General features: G+C 58.7%; 24 protein-coding genes and 2 tRNA genes. 12 read left to right on the top strand and 14 right to left on the bottom strand.

Translation table 11 applies throughout. The features are described 5' to 3' along the window. Nucleotides 1-46: 46 nt before the first annotated feature. Complete coding sequence (locus WIF35_RS12970; RefSeq protein WP_412478635.1) at nt 47-979, top strand: exopolyphosphatase; 933 nt, start codon at nt 47-49, stop codon at nt 977-979. On the opposite strand, the gene WIF35_RS12965 is transcribed toward WIF35_RS12970, so the two are convergent. Next, the gene (locus tag WIF35_RS12965; RefSeq protein WP_412478634.1) at nt 980-1246 is read right to left on the bottom strand and encodes a hypothetical protein; all 267 of its coding nucleotides are present in this window, start codon (nt 1244-1246) and stop codon (nt 980-982) included. Between the two features lie 31 nt (nt 1247-1277). Between WIF35_RS12965 and WIF35_RS12960 the strand changes: the two genes are divergently transcribed. The 3 genes from WIF35_RS12960 (at nt 1278) to WIF35_RS12950 (ending at nt 3055) form a co-directional block, all read left to right on the top strand. Next, entirely contained in the window at nt 1278-2807 is a 1530-nt protein-coding gene (locus WIF35_RS12960) for a hypothetical protein (protein WP_412478633.1), read from the top strand. Nucleotides 2808-2887: 80 nt separating this feature from the next. Beyond that, nucleotides 2888-2963, top strand: a tRNA-Lys gene (locus WIF35_RS12955). 16 nt (nt 2964-2979) lie between these two features. Beyond that, nucleotides 2980-3055 (top strand) — tRNA-Lys (locus WIF35_RS12950). Between the two features lie 55 nt (nt 3056-3110). On the opposite strand, the gene WIF35_RS12945 is transcribed toward WIF35_RS12950, so the two are convergent. The 3 genes from WIF35_RS12945 to rng form a co-directional block, all read right to left on the bottom strand. Continuing rightward, nucleotides 3111-3527, bottom strand: a complete 417-nt coding sequence (locus WIF35_RS12945; protein ID WP_412478632.1) for a ProQ/FINO family protein — start codon at nt 3525-3527, stop codon at nt 3111-3113. 63 nt (nt 3528-3590) lie between these two features. After that, on the bottom strand, nt 3591-4466 hold the full coding sequence (locus tag WIF35_RS12940; RefSeq protein WP_412478631.1) for a dienelactone hydrolase family protein: 876 nt from the start codon (nt 4464-4466) through the stop codon (nt 3591-3593). Nucleotides 4467-4487: 21 nt separating this feature from the next. After that, nucleotides 4488-5951, bottom strand: coding sequence for a ribonuclease G (rng, locus tag WIF35_RS12935; protein ID WP_412478630.1), 1464 nt, complete (start codon nt 5949-5951; stop codon nt 4488-4490). A 35-nt stretch (nt 5952-5986) separates the two neighbouring features. On the opposite strand from rng, the gene yegQ reads away from it, so the two are divergent. Together yegQ and WIF35_RS12925 are read left to right on the top strand one after the other, a co-directional pair. Further along, entirely contained in the window at nt 5987-7291 is a 1305-nt protein-coding gene (gene yegQ / locus WIF35_RS12930; protein WP_412478629.1) for a tRNA 5-hydroxyuridine modification protein YegQ, read from the top strand. A 90-nt stretch (nt 7292-7381) separates the two neighbouring features. Next, nucleotides 7382-8506 carry an acyltransferase family protein gene (locus WIF35_RS12925; RefSeq protein WP_412478628.1) on the top strand — a complete coding sequence of 375 codons (1125 nt, stop codon included), beginning with the start codon at nt 7382-7384 and terminating at the stop codon, nt 8504-8506. Here WIF35_RS12925 and WIF35_RS12920 read toward each other — a convergent pair whose 3' ends face one another. Further along, on the bottom strand, nt 8507-10465 hold the full coding sequence (locus WIF35_RS12920; protein WP_412478627.1) for an acetoacetate--CoA ligase: 1959 nt from the start codon (nt 10463-10465) through the stop codon (nt 8507-8509). It lies immediately after the preceding gene. Between the two features lie 141 nt (nt 10466-10606). On the opposite strand from WIF35_RS12920, the gene WIF35_RS12915 reads away from it, so the two are divergent. Together WIF35_RS12915 and WIF35_RS12910 are read left to right on the top strand one after the other, a co-directional pair. Then, nucleotides 10607-10768 (top strand): hypothetical protein, encoded by a 162-nt coding sequence (locus WIF35_RS12915; RefSeq protein WP_412478626.1) that lies wholly within the window; start codon nt 10607-10609, stop codon nt 10766-10768. A gap of 1 nt (nt 10769) precedes the next feature. Then, nucleotides 10770-11828 carry a hypothetical protein gene (locus tag WIF35_RS12910; protein WP_412478625.1) on the top strand — a complete coding sequence of 353 codons (1059 nt, stop codon included), beginning with the start codon at nt 10770-10772 and terminating at the stop codon, nt 11826-11828. Here the strand turns inward: WIF35_RS12910 and WIF35_RS12905 are convergent. Genes WIF35_RS12905 through WIF35_RS12865 form a run of 9 tightly spaced genes read right to left on the bottom strand, consistent with a single transcriptional unit; the run spans nt 11800 to nt 17450 of the window. After that, entirely contained in the window at nt 11800-12405 is a 606-nt protein-coding gene (locus WIF35_RS12905; RefSeq protein WP_412478624.1) for a Maf family protein, read from the bottom strand. The genes WIF35_RS12910 and WIF35_RS12905 overlap by 29 nt on opposite strands. Further along, nucleotides 12405-12875, bottom strand: a complete 471-nt coding sequence (rlmH, locus tag WIF35_RS12900) for a 23S rRNA (pseudouridine(1915)-N(3))-methyltransferase RlmH (RefSeq protein ID WP_412478623.1) — start codon at nt 12873-12875, stop codon at nt 12405-12407. Before rlmH ends, WIF35_RS12905 begins: the two co-directional genes overlap by 1 nt. Further along, entirely contained in the window at nt 12872-13240 is a 369-nt protein-coding gene (gene rsfS / locus WIF35_RS12895) for a ribosome silencing factor (RefSeq protein ID WP_412478622.1), read from the bottom strand. The genes rlmH and rsfS overlap by 4 nt, the downstream gene beginning before the upstream one ends. Further along, a complete protein-coding gene (nadD, locus tag WIF35_RS12890; RefSeq protein WP_412478621.1) occupies nt 13240-13893 on the bottom strand; it encodes a nicotinate-nucleotide adenylyltransferase in 654 nt (217 codons plus the stop codon). The genes rsfS and nadD overlap by 1 nt, the downstream gene beginning before the upstream one ends. Before the next feature lie 3 nt (nt 13894-13896). Next, nucleotides 13897-14670, bottom strand: coding sequence for a BPSS1780 family membrane protein (locus tag WIF35_RS12885; RefSeq protein WP_412478620.1), 774 nt, complete (start codon nt 14668-14670; stop codon nt 13897-13899). A 2-nt stretch (nt 14671-14672) separates the two neighbouring features. Next, entirely contained in the window at nt 14673-15419 is a 747-nt protein-coding gene (locus tag WIF35_RS12880) for a BPSS1780 family membrane protein (protein ID WP_412478619.1), read from the bottom strand. 9 nt (nt 15420-15428) lie between these two features. Next, nucleotides 15429-16355, bottom strand: coding sequence for a homoserine kinase (locus WIF35_RS12875; protein WP_412478618.1), 927 nt, complete (start codon nt 16353-16355; stop codon nt 15429-15431). Between the two features lie 3 nt (nt 16356-16358). Beyond that, nucleotides 16359-16688, bottom strand: coding sequence for a DUF2782 domain-containing protein (locus tag WIF35_RS12870; RefSeq protein WP_412478617.1), 330 nt, complete (start codon nt 16686-16688; stop codon nt 16359-16361). A 33-nt stretch (nt 16689-16721) separates the two neighbouring features. Next, complete coding sequence (locus WIF35_RS12865) at nt 16722-17450, bottom strand: TIGR00730 family Rossman fold protein (protein WP_412478616.1); 729 nt, start codon at nt 17448-17450, stop codon at nt 16722-16724. 4 nt (nt 17451-17454) lie between these two features. On the opposite strand from WIF35_RS12865, the gene polA reads away from it, so the two are divergent. From polA to WIF35_RS12845, 4 genes are all read left to right on the top strand, one after another. Continuing rightward, on the top strand, nt 17455-20172 hold the full coding sequence (gene polA, locus WIF35_RS12860; RefSeq protein WP_412478615.1) for a DNA polymerase I: 2718 nt from the start codon (nt 17455-17457) through the stop codon (nt 20170-20172). A 155-nt stretch (nt 20173-20327) separates the two neighbouring features. Continuing rightward, on the top strand, nt 20328-21398 hold the full coding sequence (locus WIF35_RS12855) for a glycosyltransferase family 9 protein (RefSeq protein ID WP_412478614.1): 1071 nt from the start codon (nt 20328-20330) through the stop codon (nt 21396-21398). An 8-nt stretch (nt 21399-21406) separates the two neighbouring features. Next, nucleotides 21407-22564 (top strand): glycosyltransferase, encoded by a 1158-nt coding sequence (locus WIF35_RS12850; RefSeq protein ID WP_412478613.1) that lies wholly within the window; start codon nt 21407-21409, stop codon nt 22562-22564. A 388-nt stretch (nt 22565-22952) separates the two neighbouring features. After that, nucleotides 22953-23801 (top strand): O-antigen ligase family protein, encoded by an 849-nt coding sequence (locus WIF35_RS12845; RefSeq protein WP_412478612.1) that lies wholly within the window; start codon nt 22953-22955, stop codon nt 23799-23801. The last annotated feature ends 12 nt before the right edge of the window (nt 23802-23813 follow it).

Here is a 23813-nt window from a genome sequence, read left to right as displayed (position 1 = left end):
CGCTATGCTAGGACTTCGAACGCCTTTGCTATCCGGAGACATGCAGATGACGCAACAAAAGTTTCGCCTGGTAACCCGCAGCGATTTTGACGGTCTGGTTTGCGCGGTACTGCTCAACGAATTGAACCTGATCGACGACATCAAGTTCGTCCATCCGAAAGACATGCAGGACGGCAAGGTCGACATCACCGAGCGGGACATCACGACCAACCTGCCCTACGTCGCCGGCGCCCATCTCGCCTTCGACCACCACCTGTCGGAAACCATCCGCAATACCGGCGATCGCAAGAACCACATCATCGAGCCGGATGCCCCCTCCGCCGCCCGCGTCGTCTACAACTACTACGGCGGCAAGCAGGCCTTCCCGAAGATCGCTGACGACATGATGGAGGCCGTGGATAAGGGCGATTCAGCGCAATTCAGCCGCGACGAAATCCTCAATCCGACCGGCTGGGTCCTGCTCAACTACCTGATGGATGCCCGCACCGGCCTCGGTCGCTTCCGCGAGTTCCGCATCAGCAACTACGCGCTGATGATGGACCTGATCAAGTACTGCCGCGATCACAACATTGATGAAATCCTCGCCCTGCCCGACGTCAAGGAACGCGTCGATCTCTACTTCGAACAGGCCGAGAAAGCCAAGGACCAGATCCTGCGTTGCACCACGGTACACAAGAACCTCGCCGTGCTCGACCTGCGCAACGAGGAAACCATCTGGGCAACCAACCGCTTCATGATCTACGCGCTCTTCCCGCAGACAAACATCTCGATTCACGTCATGTGGGGCCTGCAGAAGCAGAACACCGTTTTCGCCACCGGCAAATCCATTCTCGACCGTTCGAGCAAGACCAATGTCGGCGAATTGATGCTGCAATACGGCGGCGGCGGCCACCAGGCAGCGGGTACCTGCCAGGTCGCCAACGATCAGGCGGAAAGCACCTTGCAGGTACTGATCGCCAAGATCAATGCGGACGGCTGATCAAACCGATCTTTCATGAGCGGCTGATAACAGCGGCCAGGGGCTCGTGCCCTCGGCCAGCATCTCCGCCTCCAGCTTGAAACGCAGCAACAACAAACCGCGCAGCGACTCGCGTGCCTTGTCTTCCGGCCAATCGGCATGAGGTTCCGCCAGACATGCGGCAACCTCATGCGGTGTGGCAAGATCGACGCCACAAATCAGCGCATAACGACGAATCTCATCATCGAGACTAGTCAACTCGCGCTCATAATGTTCAAATCCGCTCATCACATAAGCATACTCCAGACAAGGAGAGACGATGGACTGGTTGAAACTTCCGGAACCGCGCTCCAACATCGCGCTGGCTTTCAAAGATGCTGCCGGGGCAAAAGCCTGGCTGGCGGCCCAGCCGCAGGCGCAAGCCATGCACATGCTGGCGGCCATTTGCCTGCAAGTCGAGGCTATCGAAGGCTCCAGCCTGGCACCGGCCCAAGCCTACGAACTCCTGAATTCGCTGTGGTCGCCCGCCATCCCAGCCGAAAACGCCATCGAACCGCGCTATAGCCGCAAGGCCCTGCCCCTGCCGGAAGAAGACGAACGCGCCTTCGATGCCGCGCAACGCCTCTGGCTGCGCTTCGGCATCGCCTACCTGCGCATCGCCCCCGACCTGTCTGCCGATGCTCGCCTGCGCGCCCTGCAACGGTCTGCCAACGCCCTGCGCATGGCTCAGTACTGCCATTTCAATGCCGCCCGTAGCTGCCCACCGGAAATCGACCATCTTCTCTTCGGCGTTCTCGCTCAGGCAAACGCCGCACAAATCCTCGAACAACCGGTAGTCGACCGCGACTTTCCTCACCTCGGCGAAGCGAATATTTCCGGTCTGATCGTCTGGGCCTTCCTATTGCGCCTGGCCGATCCCTATCGCCTATCGTCTGCGCAGCTGACCGTTGCCAATCGCGGACTGAGCCGCTGGCGCGAACTGGCCACTTTCACGAACGAACCGGCCTCCGAATCGAAATCCCGCCTGATCGACTTGGCCTGCTTGTTCGGTAGCCCACTGCCGGTCGGCGTTCCGACCTTGCTGGAAGTACGCAAGGTGCGACGCAAGATACTGCAACGCATCGACGCCCTGGAAAAAGGCGAAAGCCCGGAATCGCTTAAGCTCGGACGCGAGTTGTCCAGCTATGCCTGCATCCGCCTGCTCCACCTGCTCGAAGCTTCGCTCAAGCCGGGCAACGGCCTGGTCTCAACCGAAGTAGGGGAAATCGAGCTCGCCTTTGGCGCCGAAAATGCCTTTGCCGTCTTCAACGGCGAATATCTGAATTCTCCGGTGGCCCAGGAAAAACAGAGCTCTGCCATCGCCCACCAGCGCATGGCCATTTTCGGATTCGACCGCCAATCGAGCCTGCCTACCGCCGTCAAGAAGCTAAACGTCCCCGGCGAAAACTGGACTCTGGTCGATGGCGTCGCACTCCGCCCGGAGGATCGAGGCGGAGAACGCCGTGCCTCGCCCTGCCTGATCGCCAGCAAGCTCAAGGAACAACCTCGCCTGGGCGTGATCGCCAGCCTGCAGACCCGCCCGGACAATGCACTTCAGGCCAGCCTGGACTGGTACGACGGACGCATCGAAGCCCGCTTCGTTCGTCAATCCGGCATGCCCGGCGAAGCACCGGCCCGCATTCCGGTCTTCCTGATCCTTGGCGACAAGGAGAAATCCCTACTTGTCCCGCCGCAAGTTCGTGCCGCGACCGGCAAGCAGATCACCCTGGAAGGCAGCCTGACGACCACGCTCACCTTGGGCGAAGTGGTCGAACGTGGAGTGGACTTCGTCCGCTATGCGGCCAGCTAGGAAATTTGATTCCCTGAAAATGTGGAAATCGCGTTGACTCACCCATTAGCGCTCTATATAATGCGCGCTTCCCGTGGGCCGGGTCGGTAGCTCAGTCGGTAGAGCAGCGGACTTTTAATCCGTTGGTCGCGAGTTCGAATCTCGCCCGACCCACCAACTTTCGGGAAATTCTGGGTCGTTAGCTCAGTTGGTAGAGCAGCGGACTCTTAATCCGTAGGTCCACAGTTCGAATCTGTGACGACCCACCAGAATACAAAAAGCCAGTCTTTCGACTGGCTTTTTTCATTTCTGCTAGTGACTAGCTTACTTGCGACCGAATTTCTCGGCAAGTTGCTGCAGCTTTTGCTGCTTGCGCTCTTCCGCCTTGGCGGCCGCTTCAGTCGCACGACGTTGCTCGGCCTGCTTCTTGAAGCGCTCACGCAACTGCTCCTGTGCATGCTGACGGTTTTCGTCCGTCACTTCGCCAGCGGTACTGCCGTCGAGATTGTAGCGAACGCTGCCCTTTTCCATTTCCTTCAGATAGCGCGTCGAAATGGTGTGACTACGCAAGGCAAGACGCAGCGATTTCTTCGAAACCTCGGGCAACTGCGCGAATACCTGCTTGTCGATACCGATCGCCAAGGGGCTGAAATTACGGAATACATCGAAACGAGTCTGCAGGTCCTTGAGCAGTGCGCGGACGTCAGTCGGCTTGGCGGTAGAGGTTTCTTCGGTGGTCATGATGCGTCGAACTCAAAACAAGGCGCGAAGCGTAGCACGAAGTGCCCCGCCCCGCTGCCGAAATCAGATGCCGTGTTGATGGAACCAGGCCAGCATGCGCTTCCAACCATCCTCTGCCTCTTCCTTGCGATAGCTCGGCCGGTAATCCGCATGGAAGGCATGCGGCGCATTGTCGTAGACATGGATTTGCGACGCCTGGGCTGCCGGGCTGCCCTGCTTCAATGCATTCTCCATGGCTTCGACGGTTTCCAGCGGAATCCCGGCGTCGAGTCCGCCATACAGCCCCAGCACCGGCGCCTTCAGACTACCGGCCAGTTGGCTCGGGTGGCGCGGCGTAAACTCGTTTTCAGCGCCGACCAGACGGCCATACCAGGCGACCCCTGCCTTGACCTGCGGATTCATCGCAGAATACAACCAGGTGATCCGTCCGCCCCAACAGAAACCGGTGATGGCCAGGCGACCGATGTCACCGCCCTGCTTGCCGGCCCACGCGACGCAGGCATCGAGGTCGGCGAACACTTGCGCATCCGGTGTCCGGCTGGTGATCTTGGCCTGAATCTCGGGAATGCTGGCAATTTGGCGCGGATCGCCCTGGCGAGTGAACAGCTCCGGGGCGATGGCGAAATAGCCTTGCTTGGCCAGCCTGCGGCAGACATCGCGGATGTATTCGTGGGCACCGAAAATTTCAGAGACGACCAGTACGACCGGCGCCTTGCCTTTGCCGGCCGGAACCGCACGATAAGCGGAAACCTGACCATCCTTGACCGGCACCTGCACCTCGCCGGCGGTCAGCCCTTTGCTATCGGTCGCAATGGCGGTTTGCGCCATCACCGGCTGCACGGCAAGGGCAAAACCGGCGCCCAGGCCGGCGGCGAGAAAGCCACGGCGGTCGATGCTCTGCGGCGGTACCAGACTGTCGAACTCTGCTTGATCGTTCATTGTCTTCTCCTCGGTTGGGGCTTACATCAAAACGATATCGTACTGCTCAGGCGAATAACTGGGCTCGCTCTGTAGCGAAACCGGCTTGCCGATGAAGTCAGAGAGCATGGCCAGCGCCTGTGATTCTTCGTCGAGGAACAGATCGACCACAGCCGGGCCGGCCAGGATGCGATATTCGCGGGCATTGAACTGGCGCGCCTCGCGCAACAATTCGCGCAGAATCTCGTAAGCGACGGTTCGCGCCGTCTTGACCTCGCCCCGCCCACCGCAGGTCGGGCAAGGTTCGCACAACACATGGGCGAGCGATTCGCGCGTGCGCTTGCGGGTCATCTCGACCAGGCCGAGCTGGGTGAAGCCATTGACCGTCAGGCGGGTGTGGTCGCGCGCCAGCGCCTTGTTGAATTCGTCGAGCACGGCCTTCTTGTGCTCCTCATTCTCCATATCGATGAAATCGACGATGATGATGCCGCCCAGATTACGCAGGCGGAGCTGGCGGGCGATGGTGACAGCGGCTTCGAGGTTGGTCTTGAAGATGGTGTCGTCGAAATTGCGCACCCCGACGAAACCGCCGGTATTGACGTCGATGGTGGTCATCGCTTCGGTCTGGTCGATGATCAGGTAACCGCCGGATTTCAGGTCGACGCGTCGGGCCAGCGCTTTCTGGATTTCCTCCTCGACACCGTGCAATTCGAACAGTGGGCGCTGGCCGAGGTAGTGCTCGAGCAGAGGCAAGACAGCCGGCGTGTATTCCTCGGCGAAGGTCATCAGCTTCTGGAAGTTTTCCCGCGAATCGATGTAGATGCGGGTCGTTTCCGGATTGACGAAGTCGCGCAGCACGCGCTGGCCGAGGGACAGTTCCTGGTAGAGCAAGGTCGGTGGCCCGGAAACACGTGCCTTGTCGCGGATATCGGCCCAGGTTTTACGCAGGTAGGCGATATCGGTGACGAACTCCTGATCGGTCGCATTTTCGGCCATGGTACGGACGATAAATCCCCCCGGCTCGTCTTCCGGCACCAGACGGGTGATCTTTTCGCGCAACACTTCGCGCTCGGCTTCCGCCTCGATGCGCTGCGAAATACCGATATGTTTTTCCTGCGGCAGATAGACCAGCATGCGACCAGCAATGGAAATCTGCGTGGATAGGCGTGCCCCTTTGGTACCGATCGGGTCCTTGACCACCTGCACGACGATGCTCTGCCCCTCGGCGAGAATCTTCTCGATAGGCCGCTCGACCGTGCGTTCGCCGTTGGCGTCACGCGGTTGCCAGATGTCGGCAACGTGCAGGAAGGCAGTGCGCTCCAGCCCGATTTCGACGAAGGCCGACTGCATGCCGGGCAGGATGCGGACGATGCGTCCGAGGTAGACATTACCAACCAGCCCTCGGCTGGCCGTACGCTCGATATGCAGTTCCTGCACGACCCCCTGTTGCATGACAGCAACGCGGGTTTCCTGCGGCGTGAAATTGATCAGTATCTCTTCGGTCATGAGGCGTAAAATTCGCGGTTTTTCAGAATTTTACTATGCTCCGCGTGCCTCGATCCGCGCCAGAATTGCTTGCCCCCGCCGGCTCGCTCGACATGATGCGTACCGCCTTCGCTTTTGGCGCCGATGCCATCTATGCCGGCCAGCCACGTTACAGCCTGCGCGTGCGCAACAACGAATTCGGCACACTGGAAAAACTGGGCGAAGGCATCGCCGAAGCGCATGCGCTGGGCAAGCAGTTCTTCGTCGTCAGCAACATCTTTCCGCACAACGCCAAGCTGACCACCTACCTCGACGACATGGCACCGGTCATCGCACTCAAGCCGGACGCCCTGATCATGTCCGATCCCGGCCTGATCGACATGGTGCGCGAGACCTTCCCGGAACAGGTCATTCACCTGTCTGTCCAGGCCAACACGGTCAACTGGGCGACTGTCCGTTTTTGGCAAAAAATGGGGGTGCACCGCGTCATTCTGTCGCGCGAGTTGTCGCTCGACGAAGTGGCAGAGATTCGCCAGCGCTGCCCGGACATGGAACTGGAAGTCTTCGTCCATGGCGCGCTGTGCATCGCCTATTCCGGTCGCTGCCTGCTTTCCGGCTACTTCAACCATCGCGATCCGAATCAGGGCACTTGCACCAATTCCTGCCGCTGGGATTACAAGGTCTCGACCTCCGACGGCGCACCACTGCCTGCAGGTCAACCCGTCAATTTCTACAGCCATGCCGACCAGGAAATCCTCCTCGAGGAAAAACAACGCCCAGGCGAGTTGATGCCGATCGAGGAAGACGAGCACGGCACCTACATCATGAATTCGAAGGATCTGCGCGCCATCGAGCATGTGCATCGCCTGGTCGAGATCGGTGTCGATTCGTTGAAGATCGAGGGCCGCACCAAGAGCCCGTATTACGTCGCCCGCACCTGCCAGTCCTACCGCCAGGCCATCGACGATGCTGTGGCCGGCCGGCCGTTCGACCCGACCCTGCTCTCCGACCTGGAAAACCTGGCCAATCGCGGCTACACCGATGGTTTCTACCAGCGCCACCACGATGCCGACTACCAGAACTACCTGCGCGGCCATTCGGAATCGGACAAGAGCCAGTATGTCGGCGACGCCGTGCGCTTCGACACGACGCGCGGACTGATGGAAATCGAGGTCAAGAACCGCTTTGCACTGGGCGACCGTATCGAATGCGTGCATCCGCAAGGCAATGAGCTATTCACGCTATCCCGCCTGGAAAACAAGGATGGCCAACCGATCACCGTCGCCCCTGGCAGCGGTCACCGCGTCTGGGCTGATTTGCCCGAGCGGTACACCGATTCCTTCTTGGCGCGTTACCTGTAGTATCCGCCAACCAACAAACTGGCAAAAACACCAGACAAAACATAGGTTTAATATTGGTGCACCGCAGCAATCCGGTGTAACATCGCTGTCATGAGCCATTCCAGCAACCGCATGCCCTTGATCGATGCCCTGAAGGCCATCGCATCGCAACTGATCGTCCTCCATCACCTGGCGGCCTACGGCCCCTTGACCGAGGCCGTGCAGCAGGTGGCGCAAAAACCCATCGACTGGCTCTACGACTACGCTCGCATCGCGGTCCAGGTCTTCCTGGTCATCGGCGGTTTTCTGGCCGCCCGCGGCCTGTCGCCGGATGGTCAGGCCCTGGAGCGTTCGCCTTTCGCCATGATCTGGAAGCGCTATCTGCGCCTGTCCATTCCCTTCCTCAGCGCGCTCGCCCTGGCCATCATCTGTTCGGCCATCGCCGACCGCTGGCTGGACGACGACATGGTGCCGGCGCGCGCTTCGCTCGGCCAGTGGGTGGCGCACGCCACGCTGCTGCACGGCATTCTCGGCGTCGAATCGCTGTCGGCTGGCGTCTGGTACGTCGCCATCGATTTCCAGCTTTTCTCGTTGCTCGCCTTGCTGCTGTGGGCAGGACGCCGCCAGTGGATCGCCCCGGCCATCGTCCTTTGCCTGGCGGTCGCCTCGCTATTCTGGTTCAACCGCGATGCCAGCTGGGATAACTGGGCGGTCTATTTCTTCGGCTCCTACGGCCTAGGTGCCGCTGCCTGGTGGGCGTCGAACCGCAACCGCCTGTCGTTCTGGGTCGGTGTCATCGCCAGCGTTGGCATAGCGGCACTGGTCCTCGATTTCCGCCTGCGCATCGCCGTTGCCCTCGTCGTCGCCCTGACCCTGGCTTTCAGCCGCCGTAGCGGCCTGCTCGAGCGCTGGCCGGAGTCGGACACGCTGGCCTTCCTCGGCCGCATCTCCTTCTCGGTCTTCCTGGTGCACTTCCCGGTCTATCTGGTGGTTAACGCCATCTACGCCCGCTTCGATCTGGTTTCGCCAACCTCGGCCGTCTTCGGCATGTTGTTCACCTGGGGCGTCAGTATCGGTGCGGCGACCCTGTTCCATCGCTGGATCGAAAGCCCGGCCGGCAGTCAGCGCATCGCATCTGCCTGCGGCTGGCTGACCGCCACCCTCTGGCAGGCGAGTTGCCAACTCGTCCGCCAGGGCAAGGCGCTGCTGCAGCGGCTCGTTTTCGGCCGCGCCTGATCAGTCAGCCAGTTCGCTGCGGGCGCGGAAGTATTCCAGCGCCTCCGGGTTGGCCAGCGCTTCCACGTTTTTCACGGGCTGCTCGTGCACGACGTTACGTACGGCAAGTTCGACGATCTTCCCTGATTTCGTACGCGGAATGTCCTGCACCTGAACCACCTTGGCCGGCACATGGCGCGGCGTCGTGTTGTCGCGAATCTGCTTTTTGATCCTGTCGACCAGCGCAGCATCGAGCGCAATGCCTTCCTGCAGCTTGACGAAGAGCACGACGCGCACGTCGTCGTTCTTGCCCGGCGGCCAATCCTGACCAATCACCAGCGATTCGAGGATCTCCGGCAACTGCTCGACCTGGCGATAGATTTCGGCAGTTCCGATGCGCACTCCGCCCGGATTCAGCGTCGCATCCGAGCGGCCGTAAATGATCATCCCGTCGTGCGCCGTCAGTTCAGAAAAGTCGCCATGGCACCAGATATTCTGGAAACGCTCAAAATAGGCGGCACGGTACTTCGAACCATCGGCATCGTTCCAGAAACCGACCGGCATGACCGGGAAAGGTTTGCTGCAGACCAACTCACCCTTTTCCGAACGCACCGGTTGGCCAGCCTCGTCGAAGACATCGACCGCCATGCCCAGACCCCGGCACTGGATTTCGCCGCGATAGACCGGCAAGACCGGGTTGCCCAGCACAAAACAGGAGACGATGTCGGTACCACCGGAAATCGACGCCAGCAGGATGTCCTGCTTAATCTCGCGATAAACCCAGTCAAAGCCCTCCGGCGACAGCGGACTACCGGTCGAGAACATGGCACGCAAGGCTGACAAGTCATGTGTCTTGCCCGGCGTCAGGCCGAGCTTGGCCGCAGCGTCGATGAACTTGGCCGAAGTGCCGAAGTGAGTCATGCGCTCGGCTTCGGCATAGTCGAATAGCACCTTGCCCTTGGCCGCGAACGGCGAGCCGTCGTAAAGCAGCAAGCTGGCGCCGGCAGACAGGCCGGAAACCAGCCAGTTCCACATCATCCAGCCGCAGGTGGTGAAGTAGAACAGACGGTCGCCGGGCCGCACGTCGCTGTGCAGCTTGTGCTCCTTCAAGTGCTGCAGCAGTACGCCACCATGGCAATGGACGATGCACTTCGGCACGCCGGTAGTGCCAGAGGAAAACATGATGAACAGCGGATGGTCGAAGGCGACCCGTTTGAAAATAACCTCTTTTGGCCCGTGCACCGCAGCAGTGTCGTTCCACAGCACGGCGTGGGCGATCTGCCCGATTTCCGGCCGTTCGTTCAAATAAGGAACGACGACGACCTTGGCCAACGAGGGCATACGGGCCACCACCTCGGCATTTTTCTCCAGGCAATCGACCGCCTTGCCGTTGTACCAATAGCCATCGACGCAAACCAGCACCTTGGGCTCGATCTGACCAAAGCGGTCGAGCACACCCTGCACGCCGAAATCCGGCGAGGCGGAGGACCAGATGGCACCGAGCGCCGTCGTCGCCAGCATGGCGATCAAGGTTTCCGGCAAGTTGGGTAGATAACCCGCTACCCGATCACCTTCGCCGACGCCGGCGGCAATGAGGCATTGCTGGAAGCGCGCCACTTCGGCATAGAGTTCGGCCCGCGTCAGACGCCGCTTGACCTTGTCCTCACCCCAGAACACCGCCGCCTCGCTGTCGTCACAGCTTTGCAGTTGGTTCTCGGCATAGTTCAACCTTGCCTCCGGGAACCAGCGCGCCCCCGGCATGCGATCGCCATCGACCAGCACGCGCTCGCCCTTTTCGCCCACCGCACCGCAGAAATCCCACAGTTTCGACCAGAATGCCTCCGGCTGATCGACCGACCACTGCCACAAGTCGCTGTAACGACCGAATCCGTTGGCCTGCATGAACACGGCCATGCCGGTATCGCCGACAGTATTGGGGTTGGGCTTCCACAGGGGATGCTCTGCGATGGCGTAAGTCATCTCGTCTCCATATCGTTTATAGGTTTGCACGCAGCTTAGCAGCTTAGCCAAGGCCAAGACTGTCGCCAGCCGGACAAACCCTGATATGGCCGGCTGTTAAACTGCCATTTTGACAAAACCAAGCCAACAGGAGACGCCCGCATGAGTCAGGTCATCATCAGCGAAGTGATCGGCAAGGTCGGCCTGATCCACATCAACCGCCCGGAGATGATGAACGTCCAGAACAGAGAAGTCGTCGACGGTTTCGCTGCTGGGGTGGACGCCTTTGTCGAGAAGCGCAAGCCTGTACTCAAGCACCACTGACTTGCACCTCTTCGTCGACATTTCCAGCCACGGCTTCGGGCATCTGGCGATCACCGCACCAGTGCTCGAAGCGCTGGCGGCCAGCCTTCCCGAACTACGCCTGACCGTGCGCAGCCGCCTGCCACCGAGCCAGCTGCAGCAGCGTATCGCTCACCCGTTCGAACTCATCGCCGACAACACAGATTTCGGTTTTGCCATGGTCGATGCAACACAGGTCGACCAAACAGCCAGCGCACTGGCCTACCAAGACGCCCACGCTCATTGGCTCGACCGTGTCACCGCAGAAACGGGCTTCCTGAAGCAACTGTCGCCCGATTTCGTCCTGACCAACGTCAGCTACCTGCCGCTGGCCGGCGCTACGCTGGCGGGAATCCACTGCGCCAGCCTGAGCTCACTAAACTGGGCCGATCTGTTCAGGCATTTTTTCGGCCATGAGCCCTGGGCCGCTGTCATCCACCGCCAGATTCTCGATGCCTACCTGTCGGCAGAGGCTTTCCTGCGCGTCACCCCCGGCATGGCCATGTCGGATTTCCCGCATGTTCGCGACATCGCGCCAATCGCCGCCCGCGGTCTCCAGCATTCGCTACCGTTCGGTGGCGACAAGACCGTGCTGGTGGCCATGGGGGGCATCGCCCATCGCCTGCCGGTCGAAGCTTGGCCGAGCATTCCCGGCATCCGCTGGCTGGTTTCTCGGGATTGGCAATGCGCCCATCCCGATGCTGTCGAGTGGGAAAGCTTGGGGCTAAGTTTCACCGACCTGCTGGCCTCGGTCGATGCCGTCATCACCAAACCGGGTTATGGCACCTTTACGGAGGCCGTCTGCAATGGGACCCCGGTGCTCTATCAGCGACGGGAAGATTGGCCCGAACAGGAATGCCTGATCGCCTGGCTCGAACGGCACGGGCAATACGCCGAGATCGAAGCGGAGAAGTTGATCTGCGGCGACGTAGAAAAAGCGCTGAGCGAATTATGGCAACAGCCTTGCCCAGAGCAACCCGTCATGGATGGTGCGGCCGAGGCCGCAGCCTGGATCAGAGCGGCCGGAAGCCGAGGCTCTTGAGCAGCTCGCCGGTTTCGCAGACTGGCAAACCCATCACGCCGGTATAGCTGCCCGCCAAATGCTCGACGAACAGCCCGGCCAAGCCTTGAATACCGTAAGCGCCTGCCTTGTCCATCGGCTCGCCGCTCATCACGTAGTGACGGATTTCCTCGTCGTCGATGGTGCGGAAGCGGACTTCACTGACCGACAGCACGTATTCGGTACGTCCCATGTGATTGATTGCCACGCCGGTCAGCACGCGATGCGTCTTGCCCGAAAGGCGTTTCAAAATAGCGGTGGCGTCGGCCAAATCTACCGGTTTCCCGATGATCTGCCCCTCGAACTCCAGCGTAGTATCGGCCGAGAGCACCGGGCGCATCGGTAGCTTGCGGTCGGCGATGATCTTCAGGCCATGGATTGCCTTCGCTCGGGCGATCCGCTCGACATAGTCTTCAGCACTTTCACCGGCCAGCGGAGATTCGTCGGTTTCCGTATCGGCCCGATCGCCATCGCGGAAGACGACGGTGTCGAAATCAATGCCGATCTGATGCAGCAACTCGCGGCGGCGCGGACTGCGCGAAGCCAGATAAATACGCATCAACCCTCCCGGTGATATGGATGATTTTTCAAGACACTGACGGCTCGATACAACTGTTCACATAATAGCAACCGTGCCATGCCATGTGGAAGGGTCAAACTGGACAAACGCAGCTTGTCGTCGGCTTTTTGCTTGAATTCCTCGTCCAGCCCATCTGCTCCGCCAATCAACAGGGCAACATCACGCCCATCCTGCATCCAGGCCTCAAGGCGCTTGGCAAGCTTGAGCGTGGTCAAGTCGTCACCGCGCTCGTCGAGCACAACGAGCCGGGGATTGTTCGGCAAATGCTCCCGAATGCGCCCCTTTTCGGCCGCCAGCAATTGCTCGCGCGTCTTCGAACCGCGTGCCTCGGGCTTGATTTCGGCGATGTTGAGTGGCAACTCGCGCGGCATGCGCTTCAGATATTCGGCACAGCCTTCATTGACCCAATCCGGCTGCCGATGACCGACAGCAAGGATGGTCAGTTTCATTCCTCGGCGGCCTGCTCGGCTGCGGCCTTGCGACGCTGGGCCGGCGTCATCTGCCAGAGTTCCTCGAGGTTGTAATACAGGCGGACGTTCGGCTGCATCACATGGACGACGACATCGCCAATATCGACCAGCACCCATTCGCCGGCATCCTCGCCTTCGACGGAAACGATCTCGCCACCTGCTTCGCGCACCTTGTCCTGAACGTTGCGGGCCAGCGCTTTGACCTGGCGGTTGGAATCGCCGGTAGCAATGACCAGGCGATCGAACATCGAGGTCAGTTTGGTTGTGTTGATGACTTCGATGTCCTTGCCCTTGATATCTTCGAGGGCGTTGACGACTATTTTTTGCAGCTTGCGGATGTCCATCAGGGGTTTCTGTAAAGGGAATGAGTCTGAATATAGTCGAGAACGCTGTCCGGCAGCAAATAGCGGGCAGATAGGCCGTTGGTGAGCAATTTTCGGATTTGCGTCGCGGAGATGGCCAATTGGGTCATGGCGAAAGTCACAATGCCACCGTGGGTCGCGTCACCGAGTTGCCCGGCATCGGCCAGACGCCGGGCCGCATATTCGGCAGCGACCTCATCGGGCAGGCTGGCCAGCTCGACCGGGAAGCCCGGGCGGTGCGACACGGCAACATGGGCCAGGTCGAAGATATCGCTCCAGCGATGCCAGGTCGCCAGGCCGGCAAAGGCATCGGCGCCAACCAGCAATACCAGCGGCGTCTGCTCACCCAGTTCGTGGCGCAGTCTTTCCAGCGTATGGACCGTGTAGCTCGGCTCAGCTGCCTCGACCTCCGCGGCATCCACCGAAAAGGATGGATTGTCTGCCGTCGCCAGCCGCACCATGGCCAGACGATCGGCCGCGGTCACTTGCGGCGTGCCGCGATGCGGCGGCTGCCCGGCCGGCATCCAGCGCACACCGCCGAGTCCGAGGTGGGCGACTGATTCCTCGGCCAGCCGCAGGTGGCCGTAATGCACCGGATCGAAGGTTCCACCGAACAGGCCCAGGGGCGGATTCATGCCTCAGACGATTTCCGAAATACCGAAGATATCGCGGTAGCAGGCATAGAAACTGGCAAAGACGATGGGCGCGACGACCAGCACCATCGGCGCCATGATCAAGGCGGTCAGCAGTTCCTGCAAGCCGGGTAGCAGCAGCAGGAGCACACCGAGCAGCACACCCGGTACGATCACGCTGATCAGCAGCATGGCCAGCCCGTAGGTCAGAAAAGGGCGCCAGTTCATCCAGCAGGCAACGAAGCTGAAAAAGAGCGACTTGCCGAGCGGCTGGCGATGCCAGGCCGCCAGCACCGGGGCGAACCACCAGGCCATCAGCACCGGCATCATCAACAAGGCAACAACCAGCAGGGGCAACAGAAAATCTGCATCCTCGACCGCCGCCCGCTCGGCACGGCTGCTGGCCAGCATATATCGCAGGAAATCGCCACCATCGACCAGTGCTGTAACCCCCAATACCCCGAGGGTGCACAGTAGATAGAGCCCTCCCAAGGCCAGCAGGGTCTTGGCGTTTTCGTTGAAGCCGCCATACAGCGTCTGCAGGCCGACCGGCTGGCCGCGCTCCAGGTTGCGCGCCGCCTGCATCAGGCCGACCGACAGTCCAGGAATGGCCAGCGAGGCTGCCAGCGCACCGATCACCGGAAAGAGATTGAGGAAGATCACCGTAAACCAGTAAGCCACCACCAGCATGGTCATCATTGGCGGATTACGGCGGAAGATGGCCACGCCACCGGCCAGCCAGCGCCAACCTGCTCCGGAAGGAAGCGTTTGAGCCCGCACGCTCAAGCCCCCACGAAAATATCGCGATAGGACGCGTACACCGCACCGGAAGCCACCGGCAACAGCAACAACAAGCCTAGGCCGAGCGGCAGCATGGCGAAGAACAATACGACGACAAGGAAGACCGCAAAAATGACCATGGCCAACCAGTTCTTGGCCCCGGCGGCAAAGCTGGCTTTCATGGCATCGATCGGCTTCATGTCGTGAAAGAAAACCAGTGCGGGCGCAAACCAAGTGGCCATGATCACCGGCACCGACAGCACCAACACCAGCAGACCCGCCAGCATCATGCCACCAAGAGCGATGCCGAATCCGGCCACTCGTCCGGTTACCACGCCCCCGAGTACGCCCCCGCTGATCAGCAAAAACGCCAGGAAAGCGATGCCGAAGATACCGAGCGCAAAGAATACGCCGACCATCACCAGTTCCCCCGCGTTGTGCTTGAAGCCGGCGAACAGATCGGCGATCTGCACTTCCTGATCCTGTGCGATATGGCGACAAATCTGCACCATGCCTGCCCCAAACAAAGGCACCAGCAGATGCGCAGCCACCTGGCCGAACAGCGGCACGATGGAAATTGCCATCAGGATGACCAATAGCAACACGGTGCTGCCAATCCAGACACCGGGGTTGACCAGAAACATGACCCAGCCCTGGCGCAACCAGTCGAAACAGGCGCCGGGGTCGACTTCGCGGCTTTCGCCATCGAAGCTCGCCGGGGGCAACGGGAATACGGGGTTTTCACTCATGGGCGGATGCTAACGGGGCAACGCCTCGGGGGCAAGGCGCAAACGCAACAACAGGTCACGATATTCGTCGGGATTCTTGATCGTCACCACTTCGCCGGCACGCGGCCGATAGCGCGCATCGAGTCGGAGCAGCCAGAAGCGCAAGGCAGCGGCTCGTCGTATCGCTGGCCAGGCAGCACCTTCAGCTTCGGTCAGCAGTCGCCGGCTTTGATAACCGGCGATCAGGGCTGCGAGCCGTTCGCCATCACGGCACCAATCGTTGGCGACGACCGCCAGGTCGAACAGCCATACATCCTCTCCGGCGAAGTAAAAATCGAGGATTCCGGCCAGTGCACCGCAGTTGTCCCACAAGACGTTGTCACGGAACAGATCGGCATGGATCACGCCGCGCGGCAGCGCCGCCCAGTCCGATGCAGCCTCGACTGCCAACTCCTCGGCCAGCATTGCCGCCTCGTCCACTGGCAAATGCGGCAACAGCGTTGCTCCCGTCTTGGCTCGCCATTCGGTACCGCAGGGATTGGGCAAAGGATCCGGGAAATCGGCGGCAGCCAAATGCAACTCAGCGAGTTTGACACCGACGGCCCGGCACTGCGCTACGTCTGGATGGTCGCAATTGGCTCCAGGCAAACAAGTCAGCAGACTGGCCGGCTTGTCCGCCAAAGACCGCCATAGTCTGCCGTCCGCGCCGGCTAATGGCAGCGGGCAGGCAATACCGCGCCGGGCCAGATGCTCCATCAAGGCCAGGTGGAAATCGAGGTAAGCGAACTCCGGGCGCTCGAACAGCGTCAGCACATAACGCCCGCGCTCGGTCGTGACGAAATAGTTGGAATTCTGCATGCCGGCAGCGATACCGGCATATTCGATCAGCCGCCCGAGAGCGAGCGGCGTGAGCCAGGCGTCGAGTTCCTCACGCCCGACCGGGGTATAGACCGACAAGGCTTACCAGCTATAGATAACCCACATCGGCGGGCGCACCGGATTCTGGGCAATGTCGGCTTCGACGAACTTGCCGTCGCCCTGGCGATCGATCAGGTAGTAAGGCTTGCCGATGCTCGGCGTGACCTTGACCATGTACAGCTTGCCCTTGATGCGATATTCCTCGCGCGTCTCGGCTTCCTTCTTGACGATGGTCACCTGTGGTTCCAGCGCGGCATCGAAAGCTTCCATTTCGGGCGGCGGTGGCGGCACGGCCGGCAGGGGCTGCAGATCGCCCTTCTGGGCCCAGACGGGAAGAGCGGCAAACAACAGGACAGGAAGAAGACGGCGCATGGTAGGTTCCTCGTTGGGATAGGCCTGATTTTATTACAGGTTGAGCAACATCTCATGTTCATTCGGTAACGGACCGAACGGACGCCCCTCGTAGTGTTTGAAAATCGCCTCGACAACCTTCTCCGGATCGTCGATCAGCTGAATAAGGTGCATGTCTTCGGGGTCGATCATTTTTTCCTCGACCAGCTTGCCTTTGAACCAGTCGACCAGGCCGCCCCAGAACTCGGAACAGACGAGGATCAGCGGAATCTTGCGTGCCTTGCCGGTCTGGATCAGCGTCAATGCTTCCATCAGCTCGTCCAGCGTACCGAAACCGCCCGGCATCACCACGTAGGCGCTGGCGAAGCGGACAAACATGTATTTGCGGGCGAAGAAGTGGCGGAAGGTCTGCGAGATGTCTTGGTAGGGATTGGACTTCTGCTCGTGCGGCAATTGGATGTTGAGGCCCACCGAGGGCGATTTGCCGAAGAAGGCCCCCTTGTTGGCCGCCTCCATGATGCCGGGGCCGCCGCCGGAAATCACCGAGAAACCCGAATCCGAGAGTAATCGTGACAACTGCTCGGTCAGCGTGTAGTACTTCGAATCCGGCCGCACGCGGGCACTACCGAACAGCGTGACGGCCGGTTTGATCGCGGCCAGACGTTCGGTCGCCTCGACGAACTCTGACATAATGCCGAAAATCCGCCAGGACTCGCGGGCCGTCGAATTTTTCAACAGCGCCTCGGTCTCCACACTCATCTCCAGTTTGTCGCTTTCCGTCACTTCTATGCCTCTCTTGTTGTTGGTGGACGGTTCGTCCTATCTCTACCGCGCTTTCCACGCCCTGCCCGACCTGCGCAACAAGGACGGCGAACCGACTGGCGCTATCTACGGCGTCCTGAACATGCTACGTCGTCTCGAAAGCGACTACAAGGCAGACTACAAGGCCGTCGTCTTCGACGCCAAGGGCAAGACCTTCCGCGACGACTGGTATCCGGAATACAAGGCCCATCGTCCGCCGATGCCGGATGACCTGCGCGCCCAGATCGAGCCGATCAACGTGGCGATCAAGGCAGCCGGCTGGCCGGTGCTGACCATCGACGGCGTCGAAGCCGACGACGTGATCGGCACGCTGGCGACGACTGCTGCGGTGCACGGCATCGAAACGCTGATTTCCACCGGCGACAAGGATCTGACCCAATTGGTCGGCCCGCACGTGCGCTGGTACAACACCATGAGCAACGAACTGCTCGACGCGGCCGGCGTCGAAGCCAAGTTCGGCGTGCCACCGGAGCGCATCATCGACTACCTCGCCCTGGTCGGCGACACGGTGGATGGCGTGCCCGGCGTCCAGAAGTGCGGCCCGAAGACGGCCGTCAAATGGCTAACTCAATATGGCTCGCTCGACCAGATCGTCGCCAATGCCGACCAGATCAGCGGTGTTGTCGGCCAGAACCTGCGCAATCATCTCGAATTCCTGCCGCTCGGCAAGAAGCTGGTCACCGTCGTCTGCGACCTGCCCGGCCTTCCCGCCCCCACCCAATTGACGGCGACGCCGCCCGATCTCGACACGCTGCGCGAAACCTATCGGCGTTACCAGTTCCGGACCTGGCTGGCCGAGATCGACGGCGCCGATGCCGCTGCCGGCATTCCCGCACAGACGGTCGGCACTCCGACCCCGCCACCGGTAGAAAAACTGGCCGTTCGTTACGAAACCGTGCTCGACTGGAACGCATTCGAACGCTGGCTGAAGAAGATCGAAGCCGCCGACTTGACGGCGCTGGATACGGAAACGACCAGCCTAGACTCCTTCGCCGCCCGCATCGTCGGGATTTCGCTGTCGGTCACGCCGGGCGAAGCCTGCTACATCCCGCTGGCCCACACCGCCCCCGGCGTCGCCGACCAATTGCCGCGCGACGAGGTCCTGGCCCGCCTGAAGCCCTGGCTCGAATCCGCCGCTCACAGGAAGGTGCTGCAGAACGCCAAGTACGACCAGCATGTCTTCGCCAATCACGGCATCAGCCTCGCCGGCATCGAACACGACACCATGCTGCAAAGCTATGTCATCGAGTCCGACAAGGGCCATGACCTCGGCCAACTGTGCACCCGCCACCTCGGCCTGGAGACCATCGCCTACGAGGACCTGTGCGGCAAAGGGGCCAAGCAGATCACCTTTGATCAAGTCGATATCGAGCGCGCCGCCACCTACGCCGCCGAAGACGCCGACGTCACGCTGCGCATCCACAATGTCCTGCATCCGCGCTTCGTCGCCGAACCTGGCCTGTCGCGCATTTACCACGACATCGAAATGCCGGCCCGTCAGGTCATCTGGCAGATCGAGCGCAACGGGATCCTGGTGGACGCTGAGGTATTGACCCAGCAAAGCCACGAAATGGGCCAGAAGATCATGGCCCTCGAAGCGCAGGCTTACGAACTGGCCGGCCAGCCCTTCAACCTGGCTTCGCCCAAACAGCTCGGCGACATCCTGTTCAACAAGCTCGGCCTGCCGGTCAAAAAGAAAACCGCCTCCGGCGGCCCGTCCACCGACGAGGAAGTGCTGTCGGAACTGGCGCTCGACTACCCGCTGCCCAAGCTGCTGCTCGAACACCGCAGCCTGTCGAAGCTCAAGGGTACCTATACCGACAAGCTGCCGCGCATGGTCAATCCGCAAACCGGCCGCGTGCATACCAATTTCGCCCAGGCCGCCGTCGTCACCGGCCGTCTCGCCTCAAGCGACCCCAACCTGCAGAACATTCCCGTGCGCAGCGAAGAAGGCCGGCGCATCCGCACTGCCTTCATCGCCCCATCCGGCAGCAGCATCGTTTCGGCCGATTACTCGCAGATCGAGCTGCGCATCATGGCGCACCTGTCGGGCGACGAGCGCCTGCGTGAAGCGTTTGCCCATGGCGAAGATGTGCACCGCGCCACCGCCGCCGAAATCTTCGGCGTCACCCCGTTGGAAGTCGGTCCCGACCAGCGCCGCGTAGCCAAGAGCATCAACTTCGGCCTGATCTACGGCATGAGCGCCTTCGGCCTCGCCCGCCAGCTCGGCCTGGAACGCAGCGCAGCGCAAACCTACATCGACCGTTACTTTGCCCGATACCCCGGCGTCGCCCGCTATATGGAAGAGGCCCGCCAGTCGGCGCGCGAACACGGCTACGTCGAAACGGCCTTCGGTCGCCGCCTGTGGTTCCCCGACATCAAGTCGGCCCAGGCCATGCGTCGCCAAGGCGCCGAACGCGCTGCCATCAACGCCCCGATGCAGGGCACCGCCGCCGACCTGATCAAACTGGCCATGATCGCCGTACAGAATTGGCTGGAAAAATTCGGCATGCAGAGCCGGCTGGTGCTACAGGTGCACGATGAACTGCTGCTTGAAGTTCCGGACAACGAACTGATGGCCGTGCGTACCCACCTGCCGAAGTTGATGGGTGAGGTTGCAGCCTTGAGCGTGCCGCTGGTGGTCGAGGTGGGGGTCGGACCGAACTGGGAAGCCGCGCACTAGGCGCAAAACGCTCTTCCGAAATTATCGACGTCAAAGGCATTCAAGCGCAGAGCCCAGGCCAATCATTTCGAATAACAAAAAATGCTGGCAAAATTCCCGGCATTTCCCGACTTTGCGCAGACAGCAAACCGATTAGTTCCGCTACTCAAATTTCGATGAAGATACTAATTATTCGACGTGACAACATCGGCGACCTCATCCTGACTACGCCGCTAATTTCAGCTCTTAGAGCCGCACAATCCGAAGCAACTATCGATATCCTCGTCAATAGTTATTGCGCCCCTGTCCTCTTAGGAAACCCCAATTTGAATAATATATACGTTTACGACAAAGGGCATCACAGGGGTAGCAAATCTTTGGCAAAAGCTTACTGGGAAAGAATCAAGCTACTCTTCCGACTGAGACGGAAGCAATATGATTCAATCATCATAGCGAAACCAAATGTAGAAAAAAGGCCGTACAGACTAGCCAAAATTGTCGGGGCAAAACGTATTTACGGTGTAGTAGCCCCTGGTTCTGTTTATGAGAACTTGATCTCGAACCCGATCCACGTTGCCCCGAGCATTCGCCACGTTGCGGACATCAGTTTTCAGATTGCAAAAGAATTTGGCAGTGATATTCAATGCGGAAAGACACAAATATTTCCTGACCGAGCCCTAATTGAAATAGCCGAGAGCAAACGATCCGAGAACCTTGGCTATTCTGGAAAGACAGTCGCGATACAAATTAGCTCTCGGAAAATCAAGCAACGCTGGCAAATCGAAAAGTTTGCAGCGCTAATGCGTTACCTACATGATCGCGATGGATGCGTCTTTCAAGTCTATTGGTCGCCAGGCAGTGTAGACAATCCGATGCACCCAGGCGATGACGAAAATGCGATCCACCTACAATCGTTGCTAGGCGGTAGCATCCCAGCTCTCTTCTGTCGCACGGAAACACTAGTCGAACTCGCCGCATCATTAGCCACTAACGATCTTATGATTACCAGCGATGGCGGAGCCCTCCATATCGGCGCCGCACTGGGCTTACCGATTGTTTGCTTTTTCGGAAACTCGGAAGCAGTGCGCTGGCATCCCTGGCAGGTTCCATATGAGCTTCTCCAGGTTGACTCCTCTGACGTTCGGGACATCTCCGTTGATATGGCGATAGATGCCTATGACCGATTGCTTGAACAGTTTTCGCATAAGCAAATTGGGAATTTGCCTACCACCACTCCAAATTTATGATCAGCAATATGAGCCAACCAGTCGATATTGCCTTCATCACTCAACCCATTCAACGCGTCCCTCCCGAAGGAGCCGCGGCAGTGGAATGGTGGACTTGGCAGGTAGCAAAGGAGCTTGCCAAGTCTGGAAAATTTCGACCGCACATTATTTGTACGGGCGAAAACGATCCCTCACCTCGGACTGAAATTAGAGATGGCGTACATTTCTATCGTATTACACTCTCACGAACATACAAACGCCTTTTCCAGAAGTGGACGCGGCTAGATCCCTACGGCTACGCGGCACGCGCAGCTAACTACTGTCTAAGCAAAAGCATACGCATCGTACATACGCAAAACTCTCCATCTCTTCATCAACAAGTTGCAAAAAAGCTCAAGCTGCAAAAAACAATATTGCACATGCATAATGAAAAGCCCATTAATACGGGCTTTCGTGCAGATTTGGTACTTGTAGTTTCAAACCATCTTGCCCATTGGTACGAGAAATATCTACTCAACACAGAAATTCGGGTTATTACAAATGGTATTGATAGGAATCTATACCTCCATCCAAGCCCACCGCCGGACTGGAAAAAATCTCTACCCACCTCGAAGAAAGTCATACTTTACGCAGGACGAATATCCCCGGAAAAAGGCGTTCATATTCTGGCAGAGGCCTTCGCTTTGCTCGCCCCTAAATATCCTGAACTACACCTGGTAATAGTTGGTGGCAGAAGTCATGGAAAAAATGACCGAGCCCGATACGCTGATAAGCTTGAGGCGTTCATCAAGCCATTTACCAATCAAGTTCAATTGATTGGCTCGATTAACCCCTCCGATATGCACAAGCATTATCAAGCAGCGAATCTTTTGGTCGTCCCTTCCGTTTCAGAAACCTTCGGCATGGTCTGTCTCGAAGGGATGGCTGCAGGAATTCCAGTCTTAGCGTCACCGGCCGGTGGACTACCGGAGTTCGTCAAACATGGTAAAACAGGTTTTTTGATTGAAAAATATGGAGACGCCTCCCACCTCGCTGCCCAAATTCTCGACATTCTAATGCACGAGGAAATGACAAAAAGGATCGCAACCGCCGGCCAAGCTTACGCCCTCGAAAATCACAACTGGAGTATTGTCTCTGAGCAACTTGCCAGGATATATGACTCCCTTCTCAACAATGATCGCACCTAAGCCCAATTACCTAGATTACCTTCATGCCATAAGTGAGTTTTTTTTGTACTCATGGTTCGCAGGACTAGTGCTACCCCATTCGAATGCGCTATACAACCTTGGCCTATTCGGCGCGCCAATATTCGGTTATCTCTACATTCTCTTGAGCCGAGGCACCGAATTAAAACGACTTCCTCTAACGTTCTCGCTTGGGGCTTGCACATTTTTAGGGTGGAGTCTCTTAAGTTGCCTTTGGGCTCCGCAACCTAGCGAGGCAATCATCGAATGGTCGGGCAATCCAGGCATAGCCTTCCTAACAGCATGGATTTATGCCGTCATTTTTCAGGAGAGTTCCAGCCAACGACGACTGTGGCTATTTGTGATCTTGCTAAGCACCTTGCTGGGAGGCATGTTTATATTCGAATGGATTTCTGTCTCAACATCTAGTGGAGCATTGATCCCTCCTTATCCAACAATGAGATCCTGGGGAGATCGACTGATTCTTTGTTTTCCTTTTTTAATGTTTGCGGGAGAACAGCCTTATACCAAATTTTTCAAACTATTTATAAGATTTTTGATGCTCGTTTTCGCTGTATTGATGATAGTAACCAGCGCAAGGGGGGTATGGCTTGCATTGGCATGCTATCTCACATCCTGGGCTATTCTGGCCAATAGAGGAAGACAACTTGTTTCCCTTGTTGCTTGCCTTTGTCTAGTGCTCAGCTTTTCGCTCCTCATTCCTAATAATCCGCTGTCGCACCGCTTTACCAAAATCACCTATACGAGTGATCGCGTAAATTACACGTGGGGTCCTGCGTTCAAATTTTGGCGGGACTCTCCTGTCTACGGTATTGGTTATGGTAGCCAAGCTTTCCGTGGGAAAGCTGCTGAATTAGAAAAAAACAGTGACGAATGGCTTAAGGGATTTGACAACAAGGACAAAGAAAATCATATCCAATTAGGACCACATAGCAATTACCTTGAAACCCTAGCTGGCGGGGGATTAATAGGCATAGTGCTATTGCTATATTTTTATTGGCACGTAATTAGAAATTTCTTTCTCCACCGAGACCCAAGACCCTTATTGCTAGCAGCCACAGGAACGGGAATTTTTGTCAAATACATGATCCACGGCACGGTTGAATCGATTAACTGGAAGGCTCTCGGGATTCTTTTTGGCTTGATGCTAGCTACCCTTATATCGAACTCACCAAATACAGGCAAATTTCGCAGCTTAACTACATTAAAGAAAATATAAATATTTAATTGA

Source organism: Azonexus sp. IMCC34839, assembly GCF_047047955.1.
Lineage (GTDB): Bacteria > Pseudomonadota > Gammaproteobacteria > Burkholderiales > Rhodocyclaceae > Azonexus.
The sequence above is the reverse complement of the archived record's forward strand: the minus strand, read 5'-3'. Positions and strand labels throughout refer to the sequence as shown.